13 protein-coding genes and 1 pseudogene are annotated in these 23770 nt (G+C 65.9%); 10 read left to right on the top strand and 4 right to left on the bottom strand.

All coding sequences use genetic code 11. The features are described 5' to 3' along the window. Positions 1-2136 (top strand): annotated as a pseudogene (locus ACRDTL_RS12560) (thioester reductase domain-containing protein); the annotation flags it as partial. 390 nt (positions 2137-2526) lie between these two features. Here the strand turns inward: ACRDTL_RS12560 and ACRDTL_RS12555 are convergent. Continuing rightward, positions 2527-3786, bottom strand: a complete 1260-nt coding sequence (locus ACRDTL_RS12555; RefSeq protein ID WP_431507033.1) for a hypothetical protein — start codon at positions 3784-3786, stop codon at positions 2527-2529. A 330-nt stretch (positions 3787-4116) separates the two neighbouring features. Here ACRDTL_RS12555 and ACRDTL_RS12550 point away from each other — a divergent pair, with 330 nt between their 5' ends. After that, positions 4117-4284, top strand: a complete 168-nt coding sequence (locus tag ACRDTL_RS12550; RefSeq protein ID WP_431507032.1) for a hypothetical protein — start codon at positions 4117-4119, stop codon at positions 4282-4284. A gap of 197 nt (positions 4285-4481) precedes the next feature. Here ACRDTL_RS12550 and ACRDTL_RS12545 read toward each other — a convergent pair whose 3' ends face one another. Continuing rightward, on the bottom strand, positions 4482-6869 hold the full coding sequence (locus tag ACRDTL_RS12545; RefSeq protein WP_431507031.1) for a CoA transferase: 2388 nt from the start codon (positions 6867-6869) through the stop codon (positions 4482-4484). A 94-nt stretch (positions 6870-6963) separates the two neighbouring features. Here ACRDTL_RS12545 and ACRDTL_RS12540 point away from each other — a divergent pair, with 94 nt between their 5' ends. Next, positions 6964-7785 carry a FadR/GntR family transcriptional regulator gene (locus ACRDTL_RS12540; protein ID WP_431507030.1) on the top strand — a complete coding sequence of 274 codons (822 nt, stop codon included), beginning with the start codon at positions 6964-6966 and terminating at the stop codon, positions 7783-7785. Continuing rightward, complete coding sequence (locus ACRDTL_RS12535; protein WP_431507029.1) at positions 7733-8515, top strand: SDR family oxidoreductase; 783 nt, start codon at positions 7733-7735, stop codon at positions 8513-8515. Before ACRDTL_RS12540 ends, ACRDTL_RS12535 begins: the two co-directional genes overlap by 53 nt. Here ACRDTL_RS12535 and ACRDTL_RS12530 read toward each other — a convergent pair. Continuing rightward, positions 8475-9347, bottom strand: coding sequence for an LLM class flavin-dependent oxidoreductase (locus tag ACRDTL_RS12530; protein ID WP_431507028.1), 873 nt, complete (start codon positions 9345-9347; stop codon positions 8475-8477). The two genes, ACRDTL_RS12535 and ACRDTL_RS12530, sit on opposite strands and share 41 nt — an antisense overlap. A gap of 90 nt (positions 9348-9437) precedes the next feature. Between ACRDTL_RS12530 and ACRDTL_RS12525 the strand changes: the two genes are divergently transcribed. From ACRDTL_RS12525 to ACRDTL_RS12505, 5 genes are read left to right on the top strand one after another with little or no spacing between them, the layout of a single operon-like run. Further along, a complete protein-coding gene (locus ACRDTL_RS12525) occupies positions 9438-10508 on the top strand; it encodes an acyl-CoA dehydrogenase family protein (protein WP_431507027.1) in 1071 nt (356 codons plus the stop codon). After that, positions 10505-11665: an acyl-CoA dehydrogenase family protein gene (locus ACRDTL_RS12520; RefSeq protein WP_431507026.1), complete on the top strand. Its 1161-nt coding sequence runs from the start codon at positions 10505-10507 to the stop codon at positions 11663-11665. Before ACRDTL_RS12525 ends, ACRDTL_RS12520 begins: the two co-directional genes overlap by 4 nt. A 2-nt stretch (positions 11666-11667) precedes the next feature. Then, positions 11668-12816 (top strand): acyl-CoA dehydrogenase family protein, encoded by a 1149-nt coding sequence (locus ACRDTL_RS12515; protein WP_431507025.1) that lies wholly within the window; start codon positions 11668-11670, stop codon positions 12814-12816. Continuing rightward, positions 12813-13748: an acyl-CoA dehydrogenase family protein gene (locus tag ACRDTL_RS12510; RefSeq protein ID WP_431507024.1), complete on the top strand. Its 936-nt coding sequence runs from the start codon at positions 12813-12815 to the stop codon at positions 13746-13748. The genes ACRDTL_RS12515 and ACRDTL_RS12510 overlap by 4 nt, the downstream gene beginning before the upstream one ends. Further along, entirely contained in the window at positions 13745-15250 is a 1506-nt protein-coding gene (locus ACRDTL_RS12505) for a class I adenylate-forming enzyme family protein (protein ID WP_431507023.1), read from the top strand. The genes ACRDTL_RS12510 and ACRDTL_RS12505 overlap by 4 nt, the downstream gene beginning before the upstream one ends. A gap of 22 nt (positions 15251-15272) precedes the next feature. Here the strand turns inward: ACRDTL_RS12505 and ACRDTL_RS12500 are convergent, their stop codons facing one another. Next, positions 15273-17009, bottom strand: coding sequence for an AMP-binding protein (locus tag ACRDTL_RS12500; protein WP_431507022.1), 1737 nt, complete (start codon positions 17007-17009; stop codon positions 15273-15275). A 344-nt stretch (positions 17010-17353) separates the two neighbouring features. Here ACRDTL_RS12500 and pks2 point away from each other — a divergent pair, with 344 nt between their 5' ends. Further along, on the top strand, positions 17354-23716 hold the full coding sequence (gene pks2, locus ACRDTL_RS12495) for a sulfolipid-1 biosynthesis phthioceranic/hydroxyphthioceranic acid synthase (RefSeq protein ID WP_431507021.1): 6363 nt from the start codon (positions 17354-17356) through the stop codon (positions 23714-23716). Positions 23717-23770: the final 54 nt, after the last annotated feature.

The raw sequence follows: 23770 nt of genomic DNA, 5'->3' as shown, positions 1-23770 counted from the left end.
CGGGCGGTGCCGGCGGGTGTGGTCGGGGAGTTGTATGTGGCCGGTGCCGGGCTGGGGTGTGGGTATTGGCGGCGGGCGGGGTTGACCGGGTCGCGGTTTGTGGCGTGCCCGTTTGGGGGGCCGGGGGGGCGGATGTATCGCACCGGGGATCTGGTGCGGTGGGGCGCTGATGGGCAGCTGGATTATCTGGGGCGCGCCGATGAGCAGGTCAAGATCCGCGGGTATCGCATCGAGCTCGGCGAGGTGCAGGCCGCCCTGGCCGGGCTGGACGGGGTCAAGCAGGCGGTGGTGATCGCCCGCGAGGACCGCCCCGGCGATAAGCGTCTGGTGGGTTATGTGACCGGGATAGCCGACCCGGCCACGCTGCGTGCCGCGCTGGGCGAGCGGCTGCCGGCCTACATGGTGCCGGACGCGGTGGTGGCGCTTGACGGGTTGCAGCTGACACCCAACGGCAAACTCGACACCCGGGCCCTGCCGGCACCCTAATACCAGGACACCGATCGGTACCGCGCCCCGGCCAACCCGGTCGAGGAGGTCTTGGCCGCCATTTACGCCCGGGTGCTGGGAACCGAGCGGGTCGGGGTCGACGACTCGTTTTTCGAGCTGGGTGGCGATTCCCTGTCGGCGATGCGGCTGATCGCCGCCATCAACACCAGCCTAGACGCCGGCCTTGGGGTGCGCGCCGTGTTCGAGGCGCCATCCGTGAGACGCTTGAGTCAGCAGTTGAGCAGATATGCCAGTGCGGTGGAAGACCACGCCGACGACATCGGGGCTGACCGAAAGCCTGGGGCCACTGGGCCCAGCTTCGCGTCCGTGCACGGCCGCGACACTACCGAGGTGCACGCCGGTGATCTCACACTGGATAAGTTCATCGATACCACGACGCTGGACGCTGCCCCGACGTTGCCAGGCGCGAGCGCCGAGGTGCGGACGGTCCTGCTGACCGGGGTGACCGGTTTCCTTGGGCGGTACCTGGCCCTGGAATGGCTGGAGCGGATGGACCTGGTCGACGGCACGCTGATCTGCCTCGTGCGGGCAAAGTCCGACGAGGATGCGCGGCGCCGCCTCGCCAAGACCTTCGACAGCGGCGACCCGGAACTGCTGCGGCGGTTCCAGGAACTGGCCGCCGATCGTCTGGAGGTTATCGCCGGCGACAAGAGCGAGCCCAACCTCGACCTGGACGACCAGACCTGGCAGCGGCTCGCCGACACCGTCGATCTGATAGTCGATCCCGCAGCCCTGGTCAACGGCGTCCTGCCCTACAGCGAGCTGTTCGGGCCCAACGTGGTGGGCACCGCCGAACTGATCCGGTTGGCGCTCACCACGAAGCTCAAGCCCTACGCTTACGTGTCGACTGCCAACGTGGGCGACCAGATTGAGCCGTCGGCGTTCACCGAGGATGTCGACATCCGGGTCATCAGCCCCACCCGCGCCAACGACGGCAGCTACGTCAACGGCTACGGCAACAGCAAGTGGGCCGGCGAGGTGCTGCTGCGCGAGGCCAACGACCTGTGCGGGCTGCCGGTCGCGGTGTTTCGCTGCGACATGATCCTGGCCGACACCACATACGTGGGCCAGCTCAACGTGTCGGATTTGTTCACCCGGATGGTGCTGAGCGTGGTGGCCACCGGCATCGCGCCCGGCTCGTTCTATCAGCTCGACGCCGACGGCAACCGGCAGCGCGCCCACTTCGACGCCCTGCCCGTCGAATTCGTCGCCGAGGCGATCGCCACGCTGAGTGCCCAGGTGGTCGACGGGTTCGAGACCTACCACGTGATGAACCCGCACGACGACGGGATCGGGCTCGACGAGTACGCCGACTGGCTGATCGAGGCCGGCTACCCGATCCAGCGCATCGATGACTTTGGGGAGTGGTTGCAGCGGTTTGAGACCGCCCTGCATGCCCTGCCGGATCGACAGCGCCAGCATTCGCCGCTGCGGGCGTTGCCGTTGCACAATTCCAATCATTTACATTTACAGCCCGCAGAGCCGATCCGCGGGTCCTTAGCGCCGACCAACCGATTCCGTGCTGCGGTGCAAGAAGCGAAAATTGGCCCTGACAACGATATCCCGCACGTCTCGGCACCGATCATCATTAAATACGTCACTGACTTGCAACTGCTCGGACTGCTCTAGCCCGCTGGAGAAACTCCAGACCGCATCCGGCCCACATCGACAATAGATTGTCGATCGGGAATGCTTTGGGTCTGACTTCGCCGCGGTCGCGATGTCATAAATCAGAAGCTGCTGCTGGCAACGCCACCGCACACACAGCAAAGATCGCGCCACCGGTCACACTCCGTGACGGAACCGCGTTGCTGCAAGGTCTGGCTACCTGCGGGCGCTACGGACGGCGGATGACGGTCCGTTACCCCACCCGGTGCGGCGTCGACGAACGAATCCGCATCGACATCCAGGCGCTCTTCAATGATCTTGCCATCGAAACACCGCTATCCGCGCGATGCTTCAGCACAAGTCAGCCATTCCACGTCCCGAACAAATGGTCAGAAGTCGATCCTCGAGCGGCTAGCGGCCAAGATTTGCCATGGCAGCATCGGCAACGGGGAACACTTCTTCAGGGTCGTAGAGGTCGCGGGCGAACGTGACGTTGGCGCTAAGGCGGCCGTTTAATATCCAGACTGTGAAGAAAATAGTTTGGGTTTTGGTGGTGCCGTAACTGGACTCGATTCCCCAGTTAGCGGGAGTTGCGACAACACCGACGTTCGACACCACGCAGGAAATATTCTGAAACGGCCCGCGGCGGTGGACGGGAAGCGACGCAATCCGGACTAAATTATTTAAGAATCTCTGCTCGTTGCGGGAAAGGGCAGCGGCGAGCCGGGCGAGCCAGTAATCGATGCCAAGGCGAAACCAGCCGAATTGACGGGCGATCTGCGATTGCAGTGGTACTCCGCGCCGCAATTGCACCACCATGCTGCCGGTGTAGTTGCCGGGCGCAACGCGAGGCAAACCGGGCAAATAACGGGCGAGATCAGTGGGGACCGCAATAGAGACGCGCGACTTTTCGGGTTGGGCGGACAGCATTGCTTCCGCGACCGTGAGGCACATGTACTGCTGAAGCGAGAAGTCAAGGGCCCGAGCTTTGGCGAGGATCCGATTGGTCTCCGGCTCGGAGAAGGAATACGTCCGGGACGCATAGCCGTTATCGTGGGGAATCGGCGTCTTGCCGTGGGTGAGGTCGACTGTTTTGCGGGCTTGCTTCAGACCTGCCTGTGCCAAATAGCCGAGGATATACAACGGCAGCAGAGCAATTCCGGTTAGCGGTGCGGTGGAATCGAAACGGCCCGCAGTCTGGCTAACCGGAACAGATTCACCGTTAGCGGCAGCGAGCCAGTACATAATCCACTGCACGGCGCCGCGACCGTTGGACAAAGCGTGACTCATCTGGAAGCAGACTTCCCTGTCCCCCATCTGCGAAATCCGGACGGGAAGGGGGGGCATGAGAGCATGAGCGGGCGAAAGTAACTCCTCAAAAGAGAATAACTGGGAAAAACGCTCACGCTGGCGGTCGAGAGCGATGTTCAGCTCTGCAGAATCGATCGGCACCCATGAAAAAGATTGACCAAAGGATCTGAAGACTACCTGTAAGGCCGGGTTTTGCCGCACTAGAGAATCGTAGGAGGCCCACAAACGATCGGGATCGTAATTGTGACGGAATTTCACAACGAGTGCCATGTCATCGCCATGGAGCATCGGCTCCATTGCGCGGATAAACAGGCTGCCAGCACGGCTTACGTCCACTGCGGTCTCCAGATTGATCGGCAAGCGCCCACGGTAGCTTTTCACAGTACTGATTCCGGATGTATCCCGGAAGTGATTTTTGACAAGGCTATGGTCGGTACTCCTGACATAGCTCAGTAATGGATGTCTGTGGGATTGGCTAGCTGGCTACCTGTTTTGCCCCCACCCAGGGTGGCTACGGGGCTTCCGGTCGCTCGGCCGCTGTATTGGCCGAATGAGCTACCGGGAGGTGCCTGTGATCGAGATCAGGGAGATTCTGCGCCCGTGGCTGGAGGGTCGAGGGTTGCGGGAAGTGGCCCGGCTATCGGGTACTGACCGTAAGACGGTGCGCCGGTATGTGGAGACGGCGCGCTCGTGCGGGTCGACCGCGATGGCTGCGCAGCGCAGTTGACCGACGAGCTGTTGATCGCGGTGATTGGCGGGGTGCGGCGCAAACGCCCTAACGGCAAGAGCAAGGCCTGGGAAACCGTCGCCGCCCAGCACGGCCAGATTAAGCACTCCTTTGCGTTGATGTGGGTGTAATTTCTGTTTGTGCTGGTCAGCGGGTTTTGACGGGTCGTCCGCGTTTGGGTGGTTGGGGCGGGTTGGTGGGGTCGGGCCGGTGGCTAAGGCCGGTCGCCTGCTCGGCGCTGTTCTTGCGGAACTCTGTTGGTGCAGAGGGCGTATCGACCCGACAACCGTCACAGACGGTTGTCTGCCGTTGCACCGTTTCGGCTGCGTCAAAGTCCCTTGGGTCTCGTCCCGATCACGCCGGCCGACGCCAGGCGGGTGAAGTCTGCCTCGGTGAGTCCACACCGTGAGCGCAATATCTCTTCATTGTGCTCGCCGAGCGTCGGCGGAGGGCGCAGCAGCCAACGGGACCGCCCGGCCAGCGGGGCGAACGGCGGACGCGGATACCAGCCGACACCGGTGCGCGGATGGTCTAGCAACTCGAAGAATCCCCGCTCGATCAGTTGCGGGTTCTCGGTCACCAACGACGGCGACACGACCGGCGCGGCGGGAATACCCGCCGCGGCAAGGCTATCCACTGCAAAGCTCAGCTCCTGACCGGCGAACCAGTCGGCCAGCCGGCGATCGACGTCGTCGCCCTGCTCTCGTCGACCCGCAACCGCGGCCAGGCGCGGGTCGTCGCACCAGGACGGTCGGCCCATCCGCTCAACCAGCGCCCGCCACTGCCCGTCGGTGCCCACGGTGACCGCGATCCAATTGTCGTGGCCGGCGCAACGGTACACATTCTGGAGGGCCCAGCCGTGCCCACGGTTGCCCTGGCGGCTCAGCGTCACGCCGAACACCTCGGCTTCCATCGGCTGAATCGCGGTGGCGTTCAACACCGCTTCGATCATCGGCAACTCGATGAGTTGGCCGTCGCCGGTGCGTTCAGCGAACTCCACGGCCGCCAGCACGGCGAAGGCGGCGTGGATGCCGGCCAGCGGATCACAGGCGCCCCGCGGCGCGACGGGCGGACCCTCCGGCAGCCCGGTCACCCACGCCAGCCCGGCGATTTGTTCCATAGTGGGCGCGAAACCGACCCGGTCGCGCCACGGACCATCCAGCCCGAATGCCGGCATCCGGGCGACGACCAGTCGCGGGTTGACCGCCAGCAGTGCATCCGCGGTCAGTCCGAAGTGATCCATCACCCGCGGCGAGAAGTTCTCGATCACGACGTCGGCGCCCGCCACCAGCGAGGTGAACAGGCGACGGCCCTCATCGGACCCGAGATCCATTGTCACCGAACGCTTGTTGGTGTTCACCGCGTGGAACACCCAGCCGTACTCCCACCAGTCCTCGACGTCGGTGCGCATCCCGCCCGAGTAACGGATGCCGTCCGGACGCTGGATCGACTCCACCTTGACGACGTCGGCGCCGAACGCGGCCAGCAGATGCGTCGCGGCCGGCCCGGCCCAGAACGCGGTCAGATCGACGACGCGGACACTGTCGAGCGGCAGTCCGTGATCCGCCTGCCGCGGGCCGGGTTCGCGCTTGGGCCAAGGCGATTCATGGTTAGCCTCCCCGAGCGCAGGCGCACCGCGCACCGACGCCGGTCGGCACCGCGACATCAACCATGGAGTGCGCGGCTGATGAAAGCCGGCCGGGTTGCGCACGAAAACCCCACGCTGCGCCATGTAGGCCATGTCAGGGATGGTCGAGCCGTTGCCCAGTGCGGCGATCGGCAACCGGAACAGCTGTCCGAGTTCGACGATCTCGTCGACGCCGCGCTCGGCCAACCACGGCCCGATCCGCTCGCGAATGAAATCGCGGTATTCCCAGCGGCCGATCTGGAAACGCAGCTGGGGAATCTCGGTCAGCTCCGGGCGGTCCACCATCGCAGCGAAGTCGAGCCACTGTTGGCCGGTGACCATGGTGATTCCGACGTAGCCGTCCCTGGCCGCTTCGATCGAGGGGACCTCGACGGTGCGGGTGACCGGTGGCACCCGCAGCAGCTGCGAATGCAGCCACTCGCCGCTCTGCATCAGCGTCATCGCTTCGAGCATCGACAGGTCGAGGTGCTCACCGGGTCCGCCATGCTCGACCCGGCGGCGCACCGCCAGCGCACCGAACGCGGCGAACACCCCGCCCAGGTACTCCCCCAGGTCACCGCCGATCGCGATCGGCGGTCCGGCCGGATCGCCGCGGAAGCCGGTCGACCCGGCCCAGGCCTGCAAAGTGAACTCGCTGGCGGCGCGGTCGGCGTAGGGGCCGCTCCACCCGAAGTCGGAAATGGTGACCACAACGGCTTGCGGACACTCGGCCAGCAAACTCTGCGGATCGATACCCAGCTCGTTCGCCTGCGACCGGGTGGCGGTCAGCACCACGATGTCGGCGCCCGCGAGCTCACTGCGGTAGCGCTCGTCGGCCGGTGACAGCATCAGGCTGCGCTTGCCGGCGTTGAGGTAGCCGAACAGCGGCGAATCCGTCCCGTCCGGCAGTTGCGAGCGGCTGGCGCTGAATCGCCGCAGCGGATCGCCTTGGGGCGGTTCGATTTTCCGGACATCCGCGCCGGCGTCGATCAGCAGCTTCCCGCAGTAGCTGCCGGCAATCCGATTACTGATCTCGACGACACGCACGTCGTGCAGCGGTGTCGGTCGGCGGTCCGGCACCTCGTTCACGTGGCTATTGTGCCATTACTGCTAAGATTGCATCCAATGGAGTTCGCGGGGTAGCGGCTGCGTGCTCTGTCCGATCTTTCGCTCTTGGAATCGTATGACAGCGCTGGGAATTGGCCCTGAGGCCCGACGCCGGTTGTCGGCGCCCAGGATCGCCGAGATCGTCGCCGACGAGTTGCGACGCCAGATCATCGACGGCGAATTGACGGACGGTGACCTGCTGCCGCGCCAGGAGGTGCTCGTCGAGCAGTTCAACGTCAGCCTGGTCTCGCTGCGCGAAGCGCTGCGGATTTTGGAGACTGAGGGTCTCGTGTCGGTGCGGCGCGGCAACCGGGGCGGTGCCGTCGTGCACGCGCCGGCGAAAACCAGCGCCGCGTACATGCTGGGCCTGCTGCTGCAGAGCGAGAACGTCGGTCTCGCCGACCTGGGTGCGGCGCTACGTGAGCTCGAACCGGTATGCGCGGCATTGGCCGCCCAACGGCCCGACCGGGCCGACACCTTGGTGCCCGAACTGAAGCAAGTCAACGACGCGATGGCCACCCATCTCGACGACGGCGGCCAATTCACCGAAATCGGTCGCCAGTTCCACAATCTCCTGGTTCGCGGCTGCGGAAACCACACCATGCTCGCGGTGGTCGGCAGCCTGGAGACGCTGTGGACCAGCCATGAGCAGCAGTGGGCCGACGAGAGCGCTGCGCGGGGAACCTATCCGTCGCTGGCCAAGCGCCGCGCCGTGCTCAACACGCACGTCAAACTGACGGAGTCGATCGAAGCGGGCGATGTCGACCGGGCCCGTCGCATCGCTGCGCGGCACGTCGCCGACACCCAGACCCATGTGCTGTCCGGTCGGAACGATCAACGGATTTATGCGCTCTCGCCCCAGGCTCTGTCCCGCCCGCGGGAGAGCCGCCATCTCTGAGGCGTCCGCGCGAACCGCACTGGTCACCGGCGGTAGCGGCGGAATCGGCAAAGCCTGCGCCGCCAAGCTGTGCGGAAGTGGCTACGACGTGGTGTTGTCGGCGCGACGTGATGCCCCGCTGCGGGCGGCCGCCGAGGAGATCGGTGCACGTTACATCGTGGCCGACGCCGCCGATCCGGTCGGCTTCGAACACGCGATCCGCCCGCTGGGGACGATCGACCTGCTGGTGCATGCGGCCGGAACACTGGGCGGCACCTACGCGCGCAAGCAGACCTTCGAGCAGTGGCAGGCGATTATCTCGGCCAACCTGGACTCCTGCTTCGTGGTGACCGCCGCCGTGCTGCCGCGGATGCGGGCCGGCTCGCGGCTGGTGTTCATCTCCTCGTCGGCGGCCCACGAGCCGATGATGGCCCGCACCGCCTACTCCGCGTCCAAGGCCGGGATGAACGCGTTCGCCCGGGCACTGGCGCTCGAAGTCGACCGGGACGGCATCAGTGTTCACATCGTCACACCGGGACCGGTGGAAACCGAGATGCTGCAGGATGTTCCGTTCGAGATGTATGCGATTCAGGTCGCCGATGTCGCCGAGGCCGTCGCGTGGCTCGACACCGTCGACCCGTCGGTGGATCTGCCGGAAATTCGGCTGAACGCGGTGCGCCGGGGTCCGTTCGCCCGCGAACCGGTGGTGCCTACCGAGGCCCGCCGCCGGGCAGGGCCGAAACGGCGTTGATCACCGACTCACCGAATTCGCTTAGGGATTCCGGAGCAGCGAAGTCGGCGAACCAGACGTAGAAACGCTCGACACCCTGGGCGGTCAGGCCGCCGAAATACCCGATCAACTCCTCGGCGTCGCCGCAGACCAGGCCCGGACCCAGGTAGCCGAACCGCCGAGTGCTCACTTCCCGTACCGCGGCCGGGTCGGTGCCGTTGCGCGCGAAACCCACCATTTGCTGCACGGACACCCGCGCCGGCGACGCGGCGGGGGCCAGCCGCGGCAGCCGATCGATGTGGTTGGCGGGCACGTTCCACCAATCCGCGTAGCGGCGAACGAGTTCCATCGTCCGGCGCCCGGTGCCGCCGAGGATCAACGGTATCGGATGCTCCGGTAGCGGGTGTTGGCATCGGTCGGGATCTTCGCCCCGCCCCCAGTACTGTCCGAGCAAATCCAGATGCCGCTCGAGCTGCTCGACCCTGGCGATCGGATCCTGCTGGCCGACATCGAATCTGGTGAACTCGGCCGGCCACGAACCGGAGCCGAGGCCGAGCTCGAACCTGCCGTGCGAGGCCGCCGAGAGTGTGACGGCCTGCTTGGCCAGCACCGCCGGATGCCGAAACGCGTCGCAGAGCACCAAATGGCCGATGCGCAACCGTTCGGTTTTAGCGGCCACCCAGGTGGCGACCGCCATTGCCTCCCAGATGTTTTCGTCGGGTAACCCGGGCGCCTCGAGGTGATCGATGAACGCGATTCCGTCGAAGCCGCTGGCCTCGGCGTGGCGCGCGCGTTCGACGATGTCGGCGATCGGCAACCGCACTTGTGGCAGGAACAGATACCAGTCGGCCATAGCAGATCACCATACGGAGCCACCTGCGCCGCCGGTGGAGCCACTGACGCGTGTTCAGCTAGTTTGCTATTTTTGCTATGTTAGAGCCTTATGGACGCCGGACTGAATTCCGGGCAGCTGACGCTGCGCGACAACGTGCGCGACGTCCTGCGCACCGAGTGCCCACCCGGCATTGCCCGCCAGGCGATGACGGACCCGGAACGCTGGCGCACCGTGTGGAAGACCGTCGTCGACCTGGGTTGGGCCGAACTCGCCACGCCCGGCAGAGGCGACTTCGGATCCATCGATCTGGCCGTGGTGGCCGAAGAGTGCGGGGCCGCCATCGCGCCGATCCCGTTGCTGTCCAGCGTCGGTCTCGCGGCGGGTGTGCTGCGTGCCGCCGGATCGGCCGTCGACGATGTGCTGCGCGACATCGGCGGTGGTGTCGTCGCCGCGCTGGCCGTCCATTCGCCCGCGGCAAGGCTGCCCGGGGTTCCGATGACGCTGCGACATGGCCGGCTGCGTGGACGGGCGGTCGCCGTTGCCGACCTCGCCCGCGCGGAACTGGTCGTCACGCTGGCCGCGTGTGACGGCGGAGTCGTCGTCGCGGCCGCACGCACCGGCGACGGCGTCACCGTGGAACCGGTCGAGTGCATCAATCCCGCCCAGCCGGTCGCCGACGTCGAGATCGACACGACGCCGGTGGTCACCGCGCCGGTTGACGTCGAATCCGCGTTGGCGTCGCCGCTGATGGCCGCCGCCGCAGATTTGGTCGGCGTGGCCAGCGCTGCCCTGGCCCGCTCCGTCGAGCATGCGAAAGCACGCCGGCAGTTCGGCAAACCGATCGGCGCCTTCCAGGGCGTCAAGCACGCCCTGGCCGACAACTACGTCGGCCTCGAACGTGCCCGCAGCCTCACCTACGCGGCGGCCGCCCGCCTCGATGATCCCGCCACCACGCCCGCCGCCGGCTGGACCGCTGCCGCGCTGGCCAAGGCGGCCGCGGGCGACGCCGCGGTCAACTGCTCGCGCACCGCGGTTCAGGTGCACGGTGCCATCGCGCAGACCTGGGAGCACGACATCCATCTGTATCTGCGGCGCGCGTGGCAAAGCGCGGCGGCGCTGGGCGACAGCCGCGCGCTCTACCACGCCGTCGGCCGCCGCGTCGCCGGAGGTGCAGCATGACTGACGTGGTCGCCGAGTTCGCCGGCTGGTTAACGGATTTCCTGCCGAACGACTACACCGAGCACTATCGCGAGTACCGCTGGGATCTGACGCTGCGCCGCGACTATCAGCGGGCGGCGTTCGAGGCCGGTTGGCTGCAGCCGACCTGGTCGCGCGAGCACGGCGGGCGCTCGCTGGACCTGCGGGCAGCGATGGAGATCCGGCTGCAGGCCGCGCTGCGGTCGGCGCCCAAGCTGCCCAACATCGCCGGCCCCAACGTCGCCGCGCCCGCGATTCGCCAATTCGGCACCCCGGAGCAGATCGACCGACTGCTGGTGCCGCTGCTGCGCGGCGACGAGTGGTGGGCGCTGGGCATGTCCGAGCCGGAGGCCGGATCCGATTTTGCCGGACTTCGTACCCGTGCGGAGCGCCACGGCGACGTATACCGAGTCAACGGAAGGAAAATCTGGACCACCCAGGCACACCTGTCGCGGTGGTGCACGCTGTATGCGCGCACCGATCCGGCCGCGCCGAAACACCGCGGCATCTCCTGCCTCATCCTTGATCTGCACTCATCCGGGGTGCACATCGAACCCATCCGCATGGCGTCGGTGTCCGATGAGACGTTCTGCGAGGTCTTGCTCGACGACGTCGAGGTGCCGGTGGCCAATCTGTTGGGTCCGTGCAACGGCGGGTGGCAGGTGGCATTGGCGTCGCTGCAGCACGAGCGCCAGATGATTTGGATCATGAACTGGGTTGAGATCCGACGCGGCCTGGAAAGTGTCCGCGAGGGTGCGTGTTTGCGCGTCGACACGCCGAGTGGAACTGTACAAACACGCACGCTCGCGCAAGGAGGCGCCGAAGGCGACGACGTCTTCACCGAACTCGGTTCACTGCTCGCCGACGCCGAGTCGCTGCGGGCCACCGGGTACCGGGCACTGCACAACGAACTCGCCAACCGGCCGAGCCCGGAAGCCGACATCCTCAAACTTCTCGGTTCGGTCACCCTGCAACGGGTTTGGGAGTTGAGCGCCGCCGCGGCCGGACCGGGGTCGATCGGCGATCCGGACCTGCTGTTCGAACGTCAGGATGCCCTGGCCGCGACCATTTACGGTGGGACGTCCGAAATCCAGCGCAACATCATCGCCGAGCGGCTGCTCGGACTTCCGAAGGAATGACGATGGATTACGACCTCGGCCCCGACGCCGCCGATCTCAGACAGCGCTTGCGCGAGCTGATTTCCGCGCATATCCCCGACGGCTTCTTGGGAGCCTGCACCGACGACCCGCGTGATCTGGCCACCACCGAGTCGTTCTGCAAATTGCTGGCTTCCGACGGACTGCTGGCATTGGCCTGGCCGAAAGAGCACGGTGGCGGTGGCGGTTCGATCTGGCAGCAGACCGTGCTGCGCGAGGAGATGTGGGCCCACCATGAGCCCCGCGGTGCGCAATACATGGGTATCAACTGGGTGGGGCCGGCGGTGATGCGCCACGGGACAGCCGAACAGAAAGCCCGTCATTTGTCCGCTATCGCCGCCGGTGAAGTGATTTGGTGCCAAGGCTTTTCCGAACCGGAAGCCGGAACCGATCTCGCGTCGCTGCGCACCCGCGCCGTATCCGACGGCGACGGCTGGCGCGTCACCGGCCAGAAGGTCTGGACATCCTACGCGCAGATGGCATCGTGGTGTGTACTGGCCGCCTGCACCGATCCGGATGCTCCGAAACCCAAGCGGCTCACGCTTTTTCTCGTGCCGATGGATCGACCCGGTATCACCGTGCGCCCGATCCGGTCGATGTTGGGGCCGCACCATCTCAACGAGGTTTTCCTCGACGAGGTCCGGGTGTTTCGCGACGATGTGCTCGGCGAGGTCGGGGACGGCTGGCGGGTCATGCGTGAAGCCCTCGCGTTCGAGCGGGTCGGGATCGCCCGGTATGCGCGCTGCGAATCGCTGCTGATGCGGATGCAGACCGAGCTCGGCGACGACTGGGACCAGTTGCCCGAGTCGATCCGCGCCCGCTGGGTGCGGGCCCTGGTCGACTTGCGGGTCGCCCGGCTGCTGGCCTACCGGGCGGTGTCGCTGCAGGACGACCCGTCAGCGGGCGCCGCGGCCAGCGCCGCGCGCATCGCAACCACCACCTGCGATCAGCAGGTCGCCGAGCTGCTGTTCGATGCTCTCGGCCCGTCGGCACTGGACAGCGGCTCCGCTGCGCGGCTGCACGGGGCAGCCGAAGACCATTGGCGTTACGCTCAGGCCGCCACCGTGGCGTCTGGAACCATCGAGGTACAGCGCGTGCTCGTCGCACGAGACGTCTTGGGAGAACACCGGTGAACACCGCTCTGCCGGAAGACATCGCCGAGTTCGCGGCCGTCGCGGCCAAGCGGTTCGCCAGATTCGGCGGGCCGCAGGCCGCGTTGCGCGCCGAAACCGACGACAGCATCCGTGGCGAGGCCCGACGTGCGCTGAGCGACCTCGGTGCGTTCGACCTCGAGGTGCGTTCGGGGCCAGACGATCTGCTGGCAGCCGCGGTGCTCTGCCAGGCCGCCGGCGCCGCGGCGTTGCCTTATCCGGTTGTCGAAGAGTTGACGGCCATCAACGGCGTCCGACTGGCCCTGGTCAATCCGGCCGCACCGCGGATCGATCACGGCGACCTGCCCGGCGGGTGGATCGCCGCCGACCTCGACGGCATGCGCTACCACCCACGGCCGTTGTCGCGAACCAACGCCAAGCTCGGGCCGTTTCTGGTGCCGGCCACCGTGACCGGACCCGACGGCACCGTGCCCACCGCCGACGTCGACGTGCACCTGGCGCTGGGATCGTGGCGAATCCTGGGCGCCGTGCAGCAGTTACTGACGATCGCCGCAGAGCACGTCAGCGCCCGGATACAATTCGGCAAGCCGCTGGCCGACTTTCAGGCTGTCCGCTTCGCGATCGCCGATGCGGCGGTCGCTGTGCGCGGACTTGACGAGCTCGCGAAGTACACCATCTGGCGACTCAACTCCACAGCGGCGCAAGTCCATTCGGCGGATACGCTGGTTCTGCGGCTCAAGGCCGCCGACACCGCCCGGCAGGTATTGCGAACCTCGCACCAGCTGCTCGGTGCACTCGGCTTTTGCGACGAGTCCGACGTCAGCGTGCTCGACCGGCACACCCAACCGCTCATCCGGCTGCCGGTCAGCTCCGAAGTGCTCGCACAGCGGTTGATGCCCGACGTGCGAAGCGGACATCTGCAGACACTGTTCTCGGTTACTGAGCCGGCGTGAGCCGCGCCGGATCGATCGCAGCCGGAGTACCCGTCGGGCGGGACGACGGCGGTGTCCCGTTCGGCGTGCGGCTGCAGGAGCTGGCTCGCGAATACGGTGACGAACTCGCCGTCGTCGCCGTGGCGCCGGATGCCAGCACGCATTCGCTGACCTTTGCCGAACTCGACGCCCGGGCAAACCAATGGGGCCGCGCACTGGCCGCAGCCGGTGCTGAGCTGGGTTCGCGTGTCGCGCTGGCGGTTCCCAATTCCGAACATCTGGTCTTGGCTGCGTTGGGGTGCTGGAAGATAGGTGCCGTTCCGGTCCCGATGCGCTGGGATCTGCCGGACTGGGAACGGAACCGGGTGCTCGAGGTGATCGACCCCGTCGTCGTCCTCGACGAGGAGCACCGATCCGAACTGGCCGCCAGTGCCGCAAGTCAGTCGGACAGCGTGCTGCCCCTTGTGGTTTCGCCTATGGTCAACGGGATATGCAGCAGTGGCTCAACCGGCCTGCCCAAAGTGATCCTCAGCCTCGCGCAGGCGCTCTGGACACCCGAGCACAGCGTGCCGTTCATGGCCCAGTGGACACCGGTTCCGCAGCCCCAGACGATTCTGGTGCCGGCGCCGATCTATCACACCAACGGATTCGCCACCTTCAACAATCTATTGGGCGGCGATCGGTTGGTGGTGCTCGAAAAGTTCGACGCCGCAGTGTTTGTCGATGTCATCGAGCGGTATCGGATCACCAACTTCACCGCCACACCGACGATGCTTGGGCGCATCGCCGCATTACCCGACATCCGCCGGCGCAATTTCTCCAGCGTGATGTGGATCCTGCAGGGCGCCGCGGTGATGCCACCCGCGCTGCTGCACACCTGGTTCGACCTGCTCAGTCCGGAACAAGTGCTGATGGCCTACGGTATGACCGAGAACCTCGGGTTGACCGCGCTGCGCGGCGACGAATGGCTGGCCCATCCCGGCAGCGTCGGACGCGGTTTCCGCGACACCGAGATCCGGATTCTCGACCCACAGGGCAATCCGCTCGGGCCGGGCGAGCGCGGCGAGATCTACCTGCGCGCGCCGATGAGCGCCGGATATCGCTATCTGGGCGGGGCGCCGCCGTTGCCAGCGACACCCGACGGGTTCCGGTCGGCCGGCGATATAGGACACCTGGATGCGGACGGTTATCTCTACGTTGCCGATCGCCGTGCCGACATGATCATCACCGGTGGCGCCAATGTCTTTCCGGCAGAAGTAGAGTCCGCGCTGGCCGAACATCACGCGATCGCCGACGTCGTCGTCATCGGGCTCGCTGACCCGCAGTGGGGGCGCCGGGTGCACGCCGTGGTGCAACTTGACGACACTGCGAAACCGCTGAGCGAGGGGCAGGTGATCCAGTACGCGAAGAGCCGGCTTGCCCCGTACAAGGTTCCCAAGACGGTCGAATTCGTCGAGCAGATCCCCCGCACCGCCGCAACCAAAGTCAACCGGTCGGCGATGATCCAAGCTCGCGGTGGGTAGTCCTACGTCCGGGCGGTGGCGCCTAAGCGTCGACGCGGGTGAATTGATCGTGTCGGTACTGCTCGACGCAGGTCGCCCGCCTGACTTTGCCGCTTGTGGTGATCGGTATCGAACCGGGCGGCACCAGAACCAGATCTGCGACGCTAAGGCCGTGCGAGTTCGAGATCGCCGAGGTGACTTCACGCTTGATACCGGCGAGCTTGTCTGCTGCCTCCTCGTCAGAACCGCCACGCTTTTTGGCTTCGATGATCACAACAAGCTTTTCCGTGCCCTGGTCGGGAACCGCTATCGCCGCGCACCGACCGCCGCTGATCTCCTGGACCGTCGCCTCGATGTCATCGGGAGAGTGGTTACGCCCGTAGACGATCAAAAGATCCTTGATGCGGCCGATGATGAACAGCTCGTCATCGAAGAAGAAGCCCAGATCTCCCGTTCTCAGCCATGGCCCCTCCGGGGTGCCGGCCGACGGAGCCGCTAGCCGTCCAGCGAATGTATTTTCGGTCTCGCGGGGTTTTCCCCAATAGCCCATGGCGACGTTGTCGCCGTGCACCCAGATCTCCCCGACGCTTCCCGCCGGACACTCGGTACATGTCTCGGGATCAACGATGCGGACCGACGGGGACCGCGGACTCCCGTAGCTGACCAGCGCTGTACCACCTGCGCTTTCGCAGCGCTGCGCCCTGCCGGCGGTCAGCTTCTCGGATTCAAAGCGCACGATAGCCGGTGGTTGACCCAGTGCGCGGGTCGCCACAAACACCGTTGCCTCCGCGAGCCCATACGATGGTCGTATCACCGAGTCGCCCAGATTGAAGCGGGCGAACCGCTGGGTAAAGCGTCGCAGCGTCGCAGGGTGCACCCGTTCGGCTCCGCTGAGGATGCCCAGCACCCCCCCAAGGTCATGGCCGGCCATATCTTCGTCTGACGTTTTTCGCACCGCTAATTCGAAGGCGAAGTTCGGTGCTGCTGAGAACGCGTGACTATTGCTTGCCAGCAGGTGCATCCACCGGACCGGCCGCTGCAGAAACGCCACCGGACTCGTGAGCACAGCCTGAACTCCCGCCATGATCGGCGCGCACACCCCCAGAAACAAGCCCATGTCGTGATAGAAGGGCAGCCAGGACACAAGAGTGCCGTCTGCCGGGGGAATTCCTCCGTAATCCGCAAAGTAGTCGGACATCAACTGTCCGAAATTGGCCAGAAGGTTTCTGTGCGACATCATGACACCCGCCGGTTGACGGGTCGACCCGGACGTGTATTGCAAATACGCCGTGCTCGGGCTATCGGGTGCCCCGGCACTGGATCCTTGCCGCGAGTCCGGGTCCAGCAGATCGACCTCGACGACCGATCGAGCGGATTCCCCGGGCTGCCCGACATACTCGGTGACTTTGTCCACGACAGCGGACGTCGTAAGAATGACCGACGGCGACGCATCATGCAGCACCGAATTAACACGCTCATCGCTGACGCCACCCAGCGGAACCGCAAGCGGTACCGCGATCTGCCCCGCCTGCAATGCGCCGAAAAACGCAACGATGTAGTCAAGCCCCTGCGGCGCCAATATCACAGCGCGGTCGCCGGGCGACCCGCCGCGTCGAAGCACCTCTGCGACATTGCGCATCCGGCGATACAGCTGCGACCAGGTCAGGCTTTCCGCAACCCCGGCCCAGTCCTGGTCGTAATCGATGAAGGTGAACGCCGTGTCGTCTGGCTGCAGGCTGGCACGGTCGCACAGCAAAGCCAGAACGGACGTCTCAGTCACCTGCTTGACGTTACCGTATCGCCGCCGTATCTCCGGAACAGCTAAGTTGGCCGCTGTCAGCGGCCGTCCGGACAAACAGATCACTTTGACCGTCGCTCGCCCCCACCGTGCTGACCGAGGCAATCCATCACGATCGGGTAACGGTCCCCATCGATTAGCGATATGTTTCGCAAGTGCTAAATATCATCGCCCCTGGTACGTGCGCCGCTGACCTGCATGAGAACTCCTGCTACGGACAACGCCTCAATTGGCGCAGACATAGGTACCCTCATTAGTCGAGGAGGTGTGACACCTCGAGTCAGGCTGGCGGCAACGCTACTTAGTCGTTGCTGGTAGGAGGGGGAATGACTACATCCCGGGGGATCGATGGTCGGGTGCAGCGCTCGGCTTCGGCTTCTTCTTCGTCCCCGGCCGGCGCCACACCTGTCACCCCGGTTGCTGTCATCGGCATGGCTTGCCGGCTTCCCGGAGGTATCGACTCCCCGGAGCAGCTGTGGGAGGCGTTGCTGCGCGGCGATGACCTGGTCACCGAGGTTCCATCCGACCGCTGGAATGCCGACGAATACTACGACCCCGAGCCCGGGGTGCCGGGTCGGTCGGTGTCGAAGTGGGGCTCATTCCTGGACGACGTAGCCGGCTTCGATTCGGAGTTCTTCGCGATCAACGAGCGCGAGGCCGGTGCGATCGACCCGCAGCACCGCTTGTTGCTGGAAACCTCCTGGGAGGCCATGGAGCATGCCGGTCTCACCCGGGAGACATTGGCCGACTCGCTGACCGGCGTATTCGTGGGCTTGACTCACGCCGACTACCAGCTGCTGGCCGCCGATGCGCACACCGTCGAGGGACCCTACGGGTTTGCCGGCAACAACTTCAGCCTGGCGTCCGGACGGGTGGCCTACGCCCTGGGACTCCATGGTCCCGCGCTGACGGTGGACACCGCATGTTCTTCCGGCCTGACTGCGGTGCACCTGGCCTGTCGCAGCCTGCACGAGCGCGAAAGCGACCTTGCCCTGGCCGGCGGCGCCACGGTGGCGTTGGACCCGCGGAAGTTCGCTGCGGGATCAGCGGAGGGGATGCTGTCGCCGACCGGACGCTGCCATGCCTTCGATGCCGCGGCCGACGGGTTCGTGTCGTCGGAGGGTTGCGTTGTAATGCTGCTCAAGCGGTTGCCCGACGCGCTAAGGGATGGTGATCGGATCCTGGCGGTGGTCCGCAGCACAGCCGCCAACCAGGACGGTCATACCCCGAACATTGCGACACCGTCACCGACCGCGCAGGCCGCGGTGTACCGGACGGCGTTGACCGCGGCCGACGTCGATCCCGGCACGGTCGGCATGGTCGAGGCGCACGGCACCGGCACTCCGGTGGGTGACCCCATCGAATACGCCAGCCTGGCCAAGATATACGGCGTCGAGGGCCCCTGCGCACTGGCGTCGGTGAAGACCAACTTCGGCCATGCCCAGGCGGCCTCCGGAACTCTCGGGCTGATGAAGGCCATCCTCGCGTTGCAGCACGGTGTGGTTCCGCGGAATCTGCATTTCACCCACCTACCCGATGAGCTTGCCCGAATTGACACGAAACTCTTTGTGCCGCAAGAGCTCACAGAGTGGCCCACACATAGCCAGCATCCACGCCGCGCGGCGGTGTCGTCGTATGGGGTGTCAGGAACCAACGTGCATGCCATCGTGGAACAAGCACCAGAACGGGCTCCCGAAGCCGCTGCGCCCGAGCGTATCTCAGCCGAAGCGGCGATGACGGCACCACTGGTGTTCCCGGTCTCATCCACGTCGGCCGATGAGCTGCGCCGCACCGCCGGCCGACTGGCCGACTGGGTGCAGGCACATGATGACGTCGAATTGCCGGATCTGGCCTACACCCTGGCGCGTCGGCGCGCGCACCGCCCGGTACGCACCACCGTCTTTGCGAGCAGCCGACAAGAGCTCACCGAGGCCTTACGTGAGGTCGCCGACGACGACACTCCGTATCAGGCGGCGGTCGGCCAAGACGACCGGGGACCGGTGTGGGTGTTCTCCGGGCAGGGTTCGCAGTGGGCGGCGATGGGCGCAGACTTGCTCGCCACCGAACCCGTGTTCGCAGCGACCGTCGCGGAGGCGGAACCGGTGATCGCCCGCGAGTCCGGGTTCTCGGTGACCGACGCGATGTCGGCGCCGCAGATCGTGACGGATCAAGACCAGGTCCAGCCGACGCTGTTCACCATGCAGGTCGCCCTGGCCGCCACCATGATGGCATACGGGGTGCGTCCGGCCGCGGTCATCGGGCACTCCCTCGGTGAGGCCGCAGCAGCTGTCGTCGCGGGCGCGCTGTCGCTGGAAGACGGGCTGCGTGTTATCTGCCGCCGCTCGCGGCTGATGTCGCGCATCGCCGGCGCCGGTGCTACGGCATCGGTGGAATTGCCTGCTCAGCAAATCCTTTCGGAGCTGACGGCCCGCGGCATCACCGACGTCGTGGTGGCGACCGTGGCCTCGCCGCAGTCCACGGTGATTGCCGGTGCCGCCCAGACGGTTCGCGATCTGGTCGCGGCCTGGGAGCAGCGTGACGTGATGGCCCGCGAGGTCCCCACCGATGTCGCCTTTCATTCGCCTCAAGTCGATCCGATCCTCGGCGACCTGAAGGAAGCCCTCGCAGAGCTCAACCCGATGACGCCGGAAATTCCCTACTACTCGTCGACCCTGTTTGACCCACGCGAGCAACCGGTGTGCGATGGCCGCTATTGGGCGGACAACATGCGCCGCATGGTGCGGTTCGCCACGGCGGTGCAGGCCGCTTTGGAGGACGGCTACCGGGTCTTTGCCGAGTTGGCGCCGCACCCGCTGCTTACCCACGCTCTCGAGCAAACCGCCCGCAGTCTGGACATGCCGCTGGCCGCCCTGGCCGGTATGCGCCGCGGACAAGCGCTGCCGCACGGACTGCGTGAATTTATGGCGGATCTGCACAATGCGGGCGCCGCGGTCGACTTCTCCGTGCTCTACCCGAACGGGCGGCTGGTGGATGCGCCGCTACCGAGCTGGACGCACCGTCGGCTGTGGTTGAGCGGCGGCAGCCAGGAATCCCCAACACATGGCGGGTGCACCGTCTCAGCGCATCCGCTGTTGGGCCCGCATGTGCGCTTGCAGGAGGAACCGGAACGCCACGTCTGGCAAGGCGAGGTCGGCACCGCCGCCCAGCCCTGGCTTGCCGACCACCGGATCCGCAATGTGGCGGTGCTTCCGGGGGCGGCTTACTGCGAGATGGCGCTGACGGCCGCGCACGTCGTGTTGGGCGAGGCCTCCGAGGTTCGGGACATCCGCTTCGAGCAGGCCCTGCTGCTGGATGAGCAGACCACGGTCGGCGCCTCGGCGTCGTTGTCATCGCCGGGCGTCGCCGACTTCACCGTGGAGACCAATCAGGGGGGTGAACAAGCGCGGCAAGCCAGTGCAGTTCTTCATGCCGCAGAGGATGACCAGCCTCCCGCCCAGGACATGTCCGCGCTACTTGCCGCCCATCCGCGTCGCGAGGATGGCGCTGAAGTGCGCGAGCGCATGGACCTGCGTGGTATTCAGTACGGTCCGGCATTCACCGGTCTCGGCGCTCTGCACACCGGCGAGGAGGCAACCGGCACCGTGCTGGCCGAGGTCGCCTTACCCCGCCAAATCCGCTCGCAACAAGATGCTTACGGCGTGCACCCGGCACTGCTTGATGTCTGTTTTCAGTCCGTTGCAGCTCATCCGGAGGTTCAGGCCCTCGGCGGGGACGTACTGGCGTTGCCGCTGGGTGTCCGGCGGCTACGCGCGTACAGTTCGACCCGCAACACCCACTACTGCTACACCCGGGTGACCAAAGTCGGCACTTCCGGCATCGAGGCCGACATCGACATGCTCGACGAACACGGGGCCGTCCTGCTCGCCGTACAGGGGTTGCGATTGGGCACCGGAGTCTCCGAGAACGCCCGCAAAGATCGTGTACTGAACGAGCGGCTGGTGACCATCGAATGGCAGCAACGAGAATTGCCAGAGGCGGACCACGCCGACGCCGGCGCCTGGCTGTTGATCAGCACCACCAACACCGCGGATGTGCTGGCCGCCACGTTGAGCGACGTTTTGAAAAACCATGGCGCGCACTGCACCACCATGTCCTGGCCGCAGCACACCGACCACACCTCGAACGTGGAACAGCTCGGAAATCATCTGCGTGCCGGTGGGTTCACCAGTGTGGTGATCCTCACGGGACCGAAAACCCGTGACGCCGACGACCAGTCCCCGCTACTGGGCTGCGAGCATGTGCAACATCTGGTGCGTATCACGCGCGAATTGACGGACGTTCCAGGCGAGTTCCCGCGCCTATACGTCGTGACGCAAAACGTCCAGACTGTAGTAGCCGGTGACGTGGCCAATCTGGAGCAGGCCGGATTGCGGGGTTTGATACGGGTGATCGGCGCCGAACATCCGCACTTGCGTGCCACCCAGATCGATGTGGACCCCGACACGGACGCCGAACAACTGGCGCGGCAACTGCTCAGCGGGTCCGAAGAGGACGAGACCGCGTGGCGAAGCGGAGCGTGGTACACCGCGCGGTTGTGCCCCACTCCCCTGCGCCCCGAGGAGCGGAAAACTATCGTCGCCGACCATGAGCACGACGGTATGCGCCTGCAGATACGCGTACCCGGTGATCTGGAGTCGATGGAACTCATTGCCTGCGAACGGGTTCCGCCGGCTCCGGGCCAGATCGAGGTCGCCGTCAGCGCGTCCAGCATCAACTTCGCCGACGTGCTGGTCGCGTTCGGCCGTTATCCCGCCTTCGAGGGGCGACTACCACAACTGGGGACAGATTTCGCCGGAGTGGTAACCGCGGTCGGACCGGACGTGACCGACCACAAGGTGGGCGATCGTGTCGGGGGCCTATGCGCCGACGGCAGTTGGGGCACGTTCATCACCTGCGACGCGCGCCTGGCGGTCACCCTGCCGGCTGGACTTTCCGACGAGCAGGCCGCGGCGGTCACCACCGCACACGCCACCGCGTGGTACGGCCTACACGAGCTGGCCCGCATCAAGAGCGGCGACAAGGTGTTGATCCATTCCGCGACCGGTGGGGTCGGCCAGGCAGCGATCGCCATCGCACATGCCGCGGGTGCCGAAATCTTCGCCACCGCGGGCAATGAACAGCGTCGGCAATTGCTGCGCGACATGGGCATCGAACATGTCTACGACTCGCGCAGCGTCGAGTTCGCCGACCTGATACGCCGTGACACCGAAGGGTACGGCGTCGACATCGTGCTCAACTCGGCTATCGGCGCCGCTCAGCGCGCGGGTCTCGAATTGCTCGCGCTTGGTGGACGATTCGTCGAGATCGGCAAACGCGACATCTATGCCGACACCCGGTTGGGGCTTTTCCCGTTCCGGCGCAACCTCGCCTTCTACGGCGTGGACCTAGGGTTGCTGTCGTACAGCCATCCCGACCGGCTCCAAGACTTGTTGAACACGGTCTACCAGCTCACCGCAGACGGCTCGCTGCCGATGCCGGGGAGCACACACTACCCGCTTGCCGACGCCGCCACCGCCATTCGGCTGATGAGCGGTGCCCAGCACACCGGCAAACTCGTGCTGGACGTCCCGCACACCGGTCGCAGCCGGGTGATCGTGCCGCCGGCACAAGCCCCGGTCTTCCGCCGCGACGGCGCCTACATCATCACCGGCGGCCTGGGGGGCCTGGGGCTATTCTTGGCGGAGAAGATGGCCGCCGCCGGTTGCGGGCGTATCGTGCTGTCCTCGCGTTCGCAGCCAACGCTCGAGGCGCTGGAGACGATCGAGCGTATCCGTGCGGTCGGTGCCGACGTCGTGGTGGAGTGCGGCGATATCGCCGAAGCCGGTACGGCTCAGCGGTTGGTGGCAGTGGCGACCGCCACCGGGCTGCCGGTGCGCGGTGTGCTTCATGCGGCGGGGGCGTTCGAGGCCGCCACACTGACCAACATCACCGATGAGCTCATCGAACATGACTGGGCACCAAAGGTTTACGGTGCCTGGAATTTGCATCAGGCCACGGCTGCCGAGCAACTGGATTGGTTCTGCGTGTTTACTTCGGCGGCCGCGCTGGTGGGCTTGGGCGGAGAGGGTGCCTACGCCGCGGCCAACGGCTGGCTGGACGCCTTCACCCGGTGGCGCCGGGCTCAGGGTCTGCCGGCGACCGCGATCGCGTGGGGAATCTGGGCCGAGATCGGACGCATTACCGCCGTGACGGAGGACGCCTACGTCGCCTACGTTGCTGCTATCGCTCCCGACGACGGCGCTTACGCGTTTGAAGCGTTGCTGCGCCACGACCGCGCCTACACCGGCTACGCGACGATGGACACTGCGTGGTTAACCGCCTTCGCGCAACGCAGCCCCTTCGCCGAAGCGTTCCGCTCTAACGGGCAAAACCCAACGGGCACAATCAAACTGCGTGCCGAGCTCAACGAGCTGCCCGTGGATGAGTGGCCCTCCCGGCTGCGGCACCTGATCTCCGACCAGGTCAGCTTGATCCTGCATCGCAAGGTCGATCCAGACCGGCCGCTCTCAGAGTACGGCGTTGACTCGCTGGGCGCCCTCGAACTGCGTACCCGTATCGAAAGCGAAACGGGAGTACGCATAAGTCCCGGCGACGTCAGCGCCGTTGGCACCATTCGTGGTTTGGCGGGACTGTTGTGCGAAAAGCTGGCGCCCACGGAAGCCGCCTGACAGCGACGTGCCGGCTTAGCGCCCGGGCTTTCGCTCGGCCTCGCCGTCGTCGGC

This window comes from Mycobacterium sp. (assembly GCF_050700595.1).
In the GTDB taxonomy this organism is placed as follows: domain Bacteria; phylum Actinomycetota; class Actinomycetes; order Mycobacteriales; family Mycobacteriaceae; genus Mycobacterium.
This window is presented reverse-complemented; position numbering and strand designations above follow the sequence as displayed.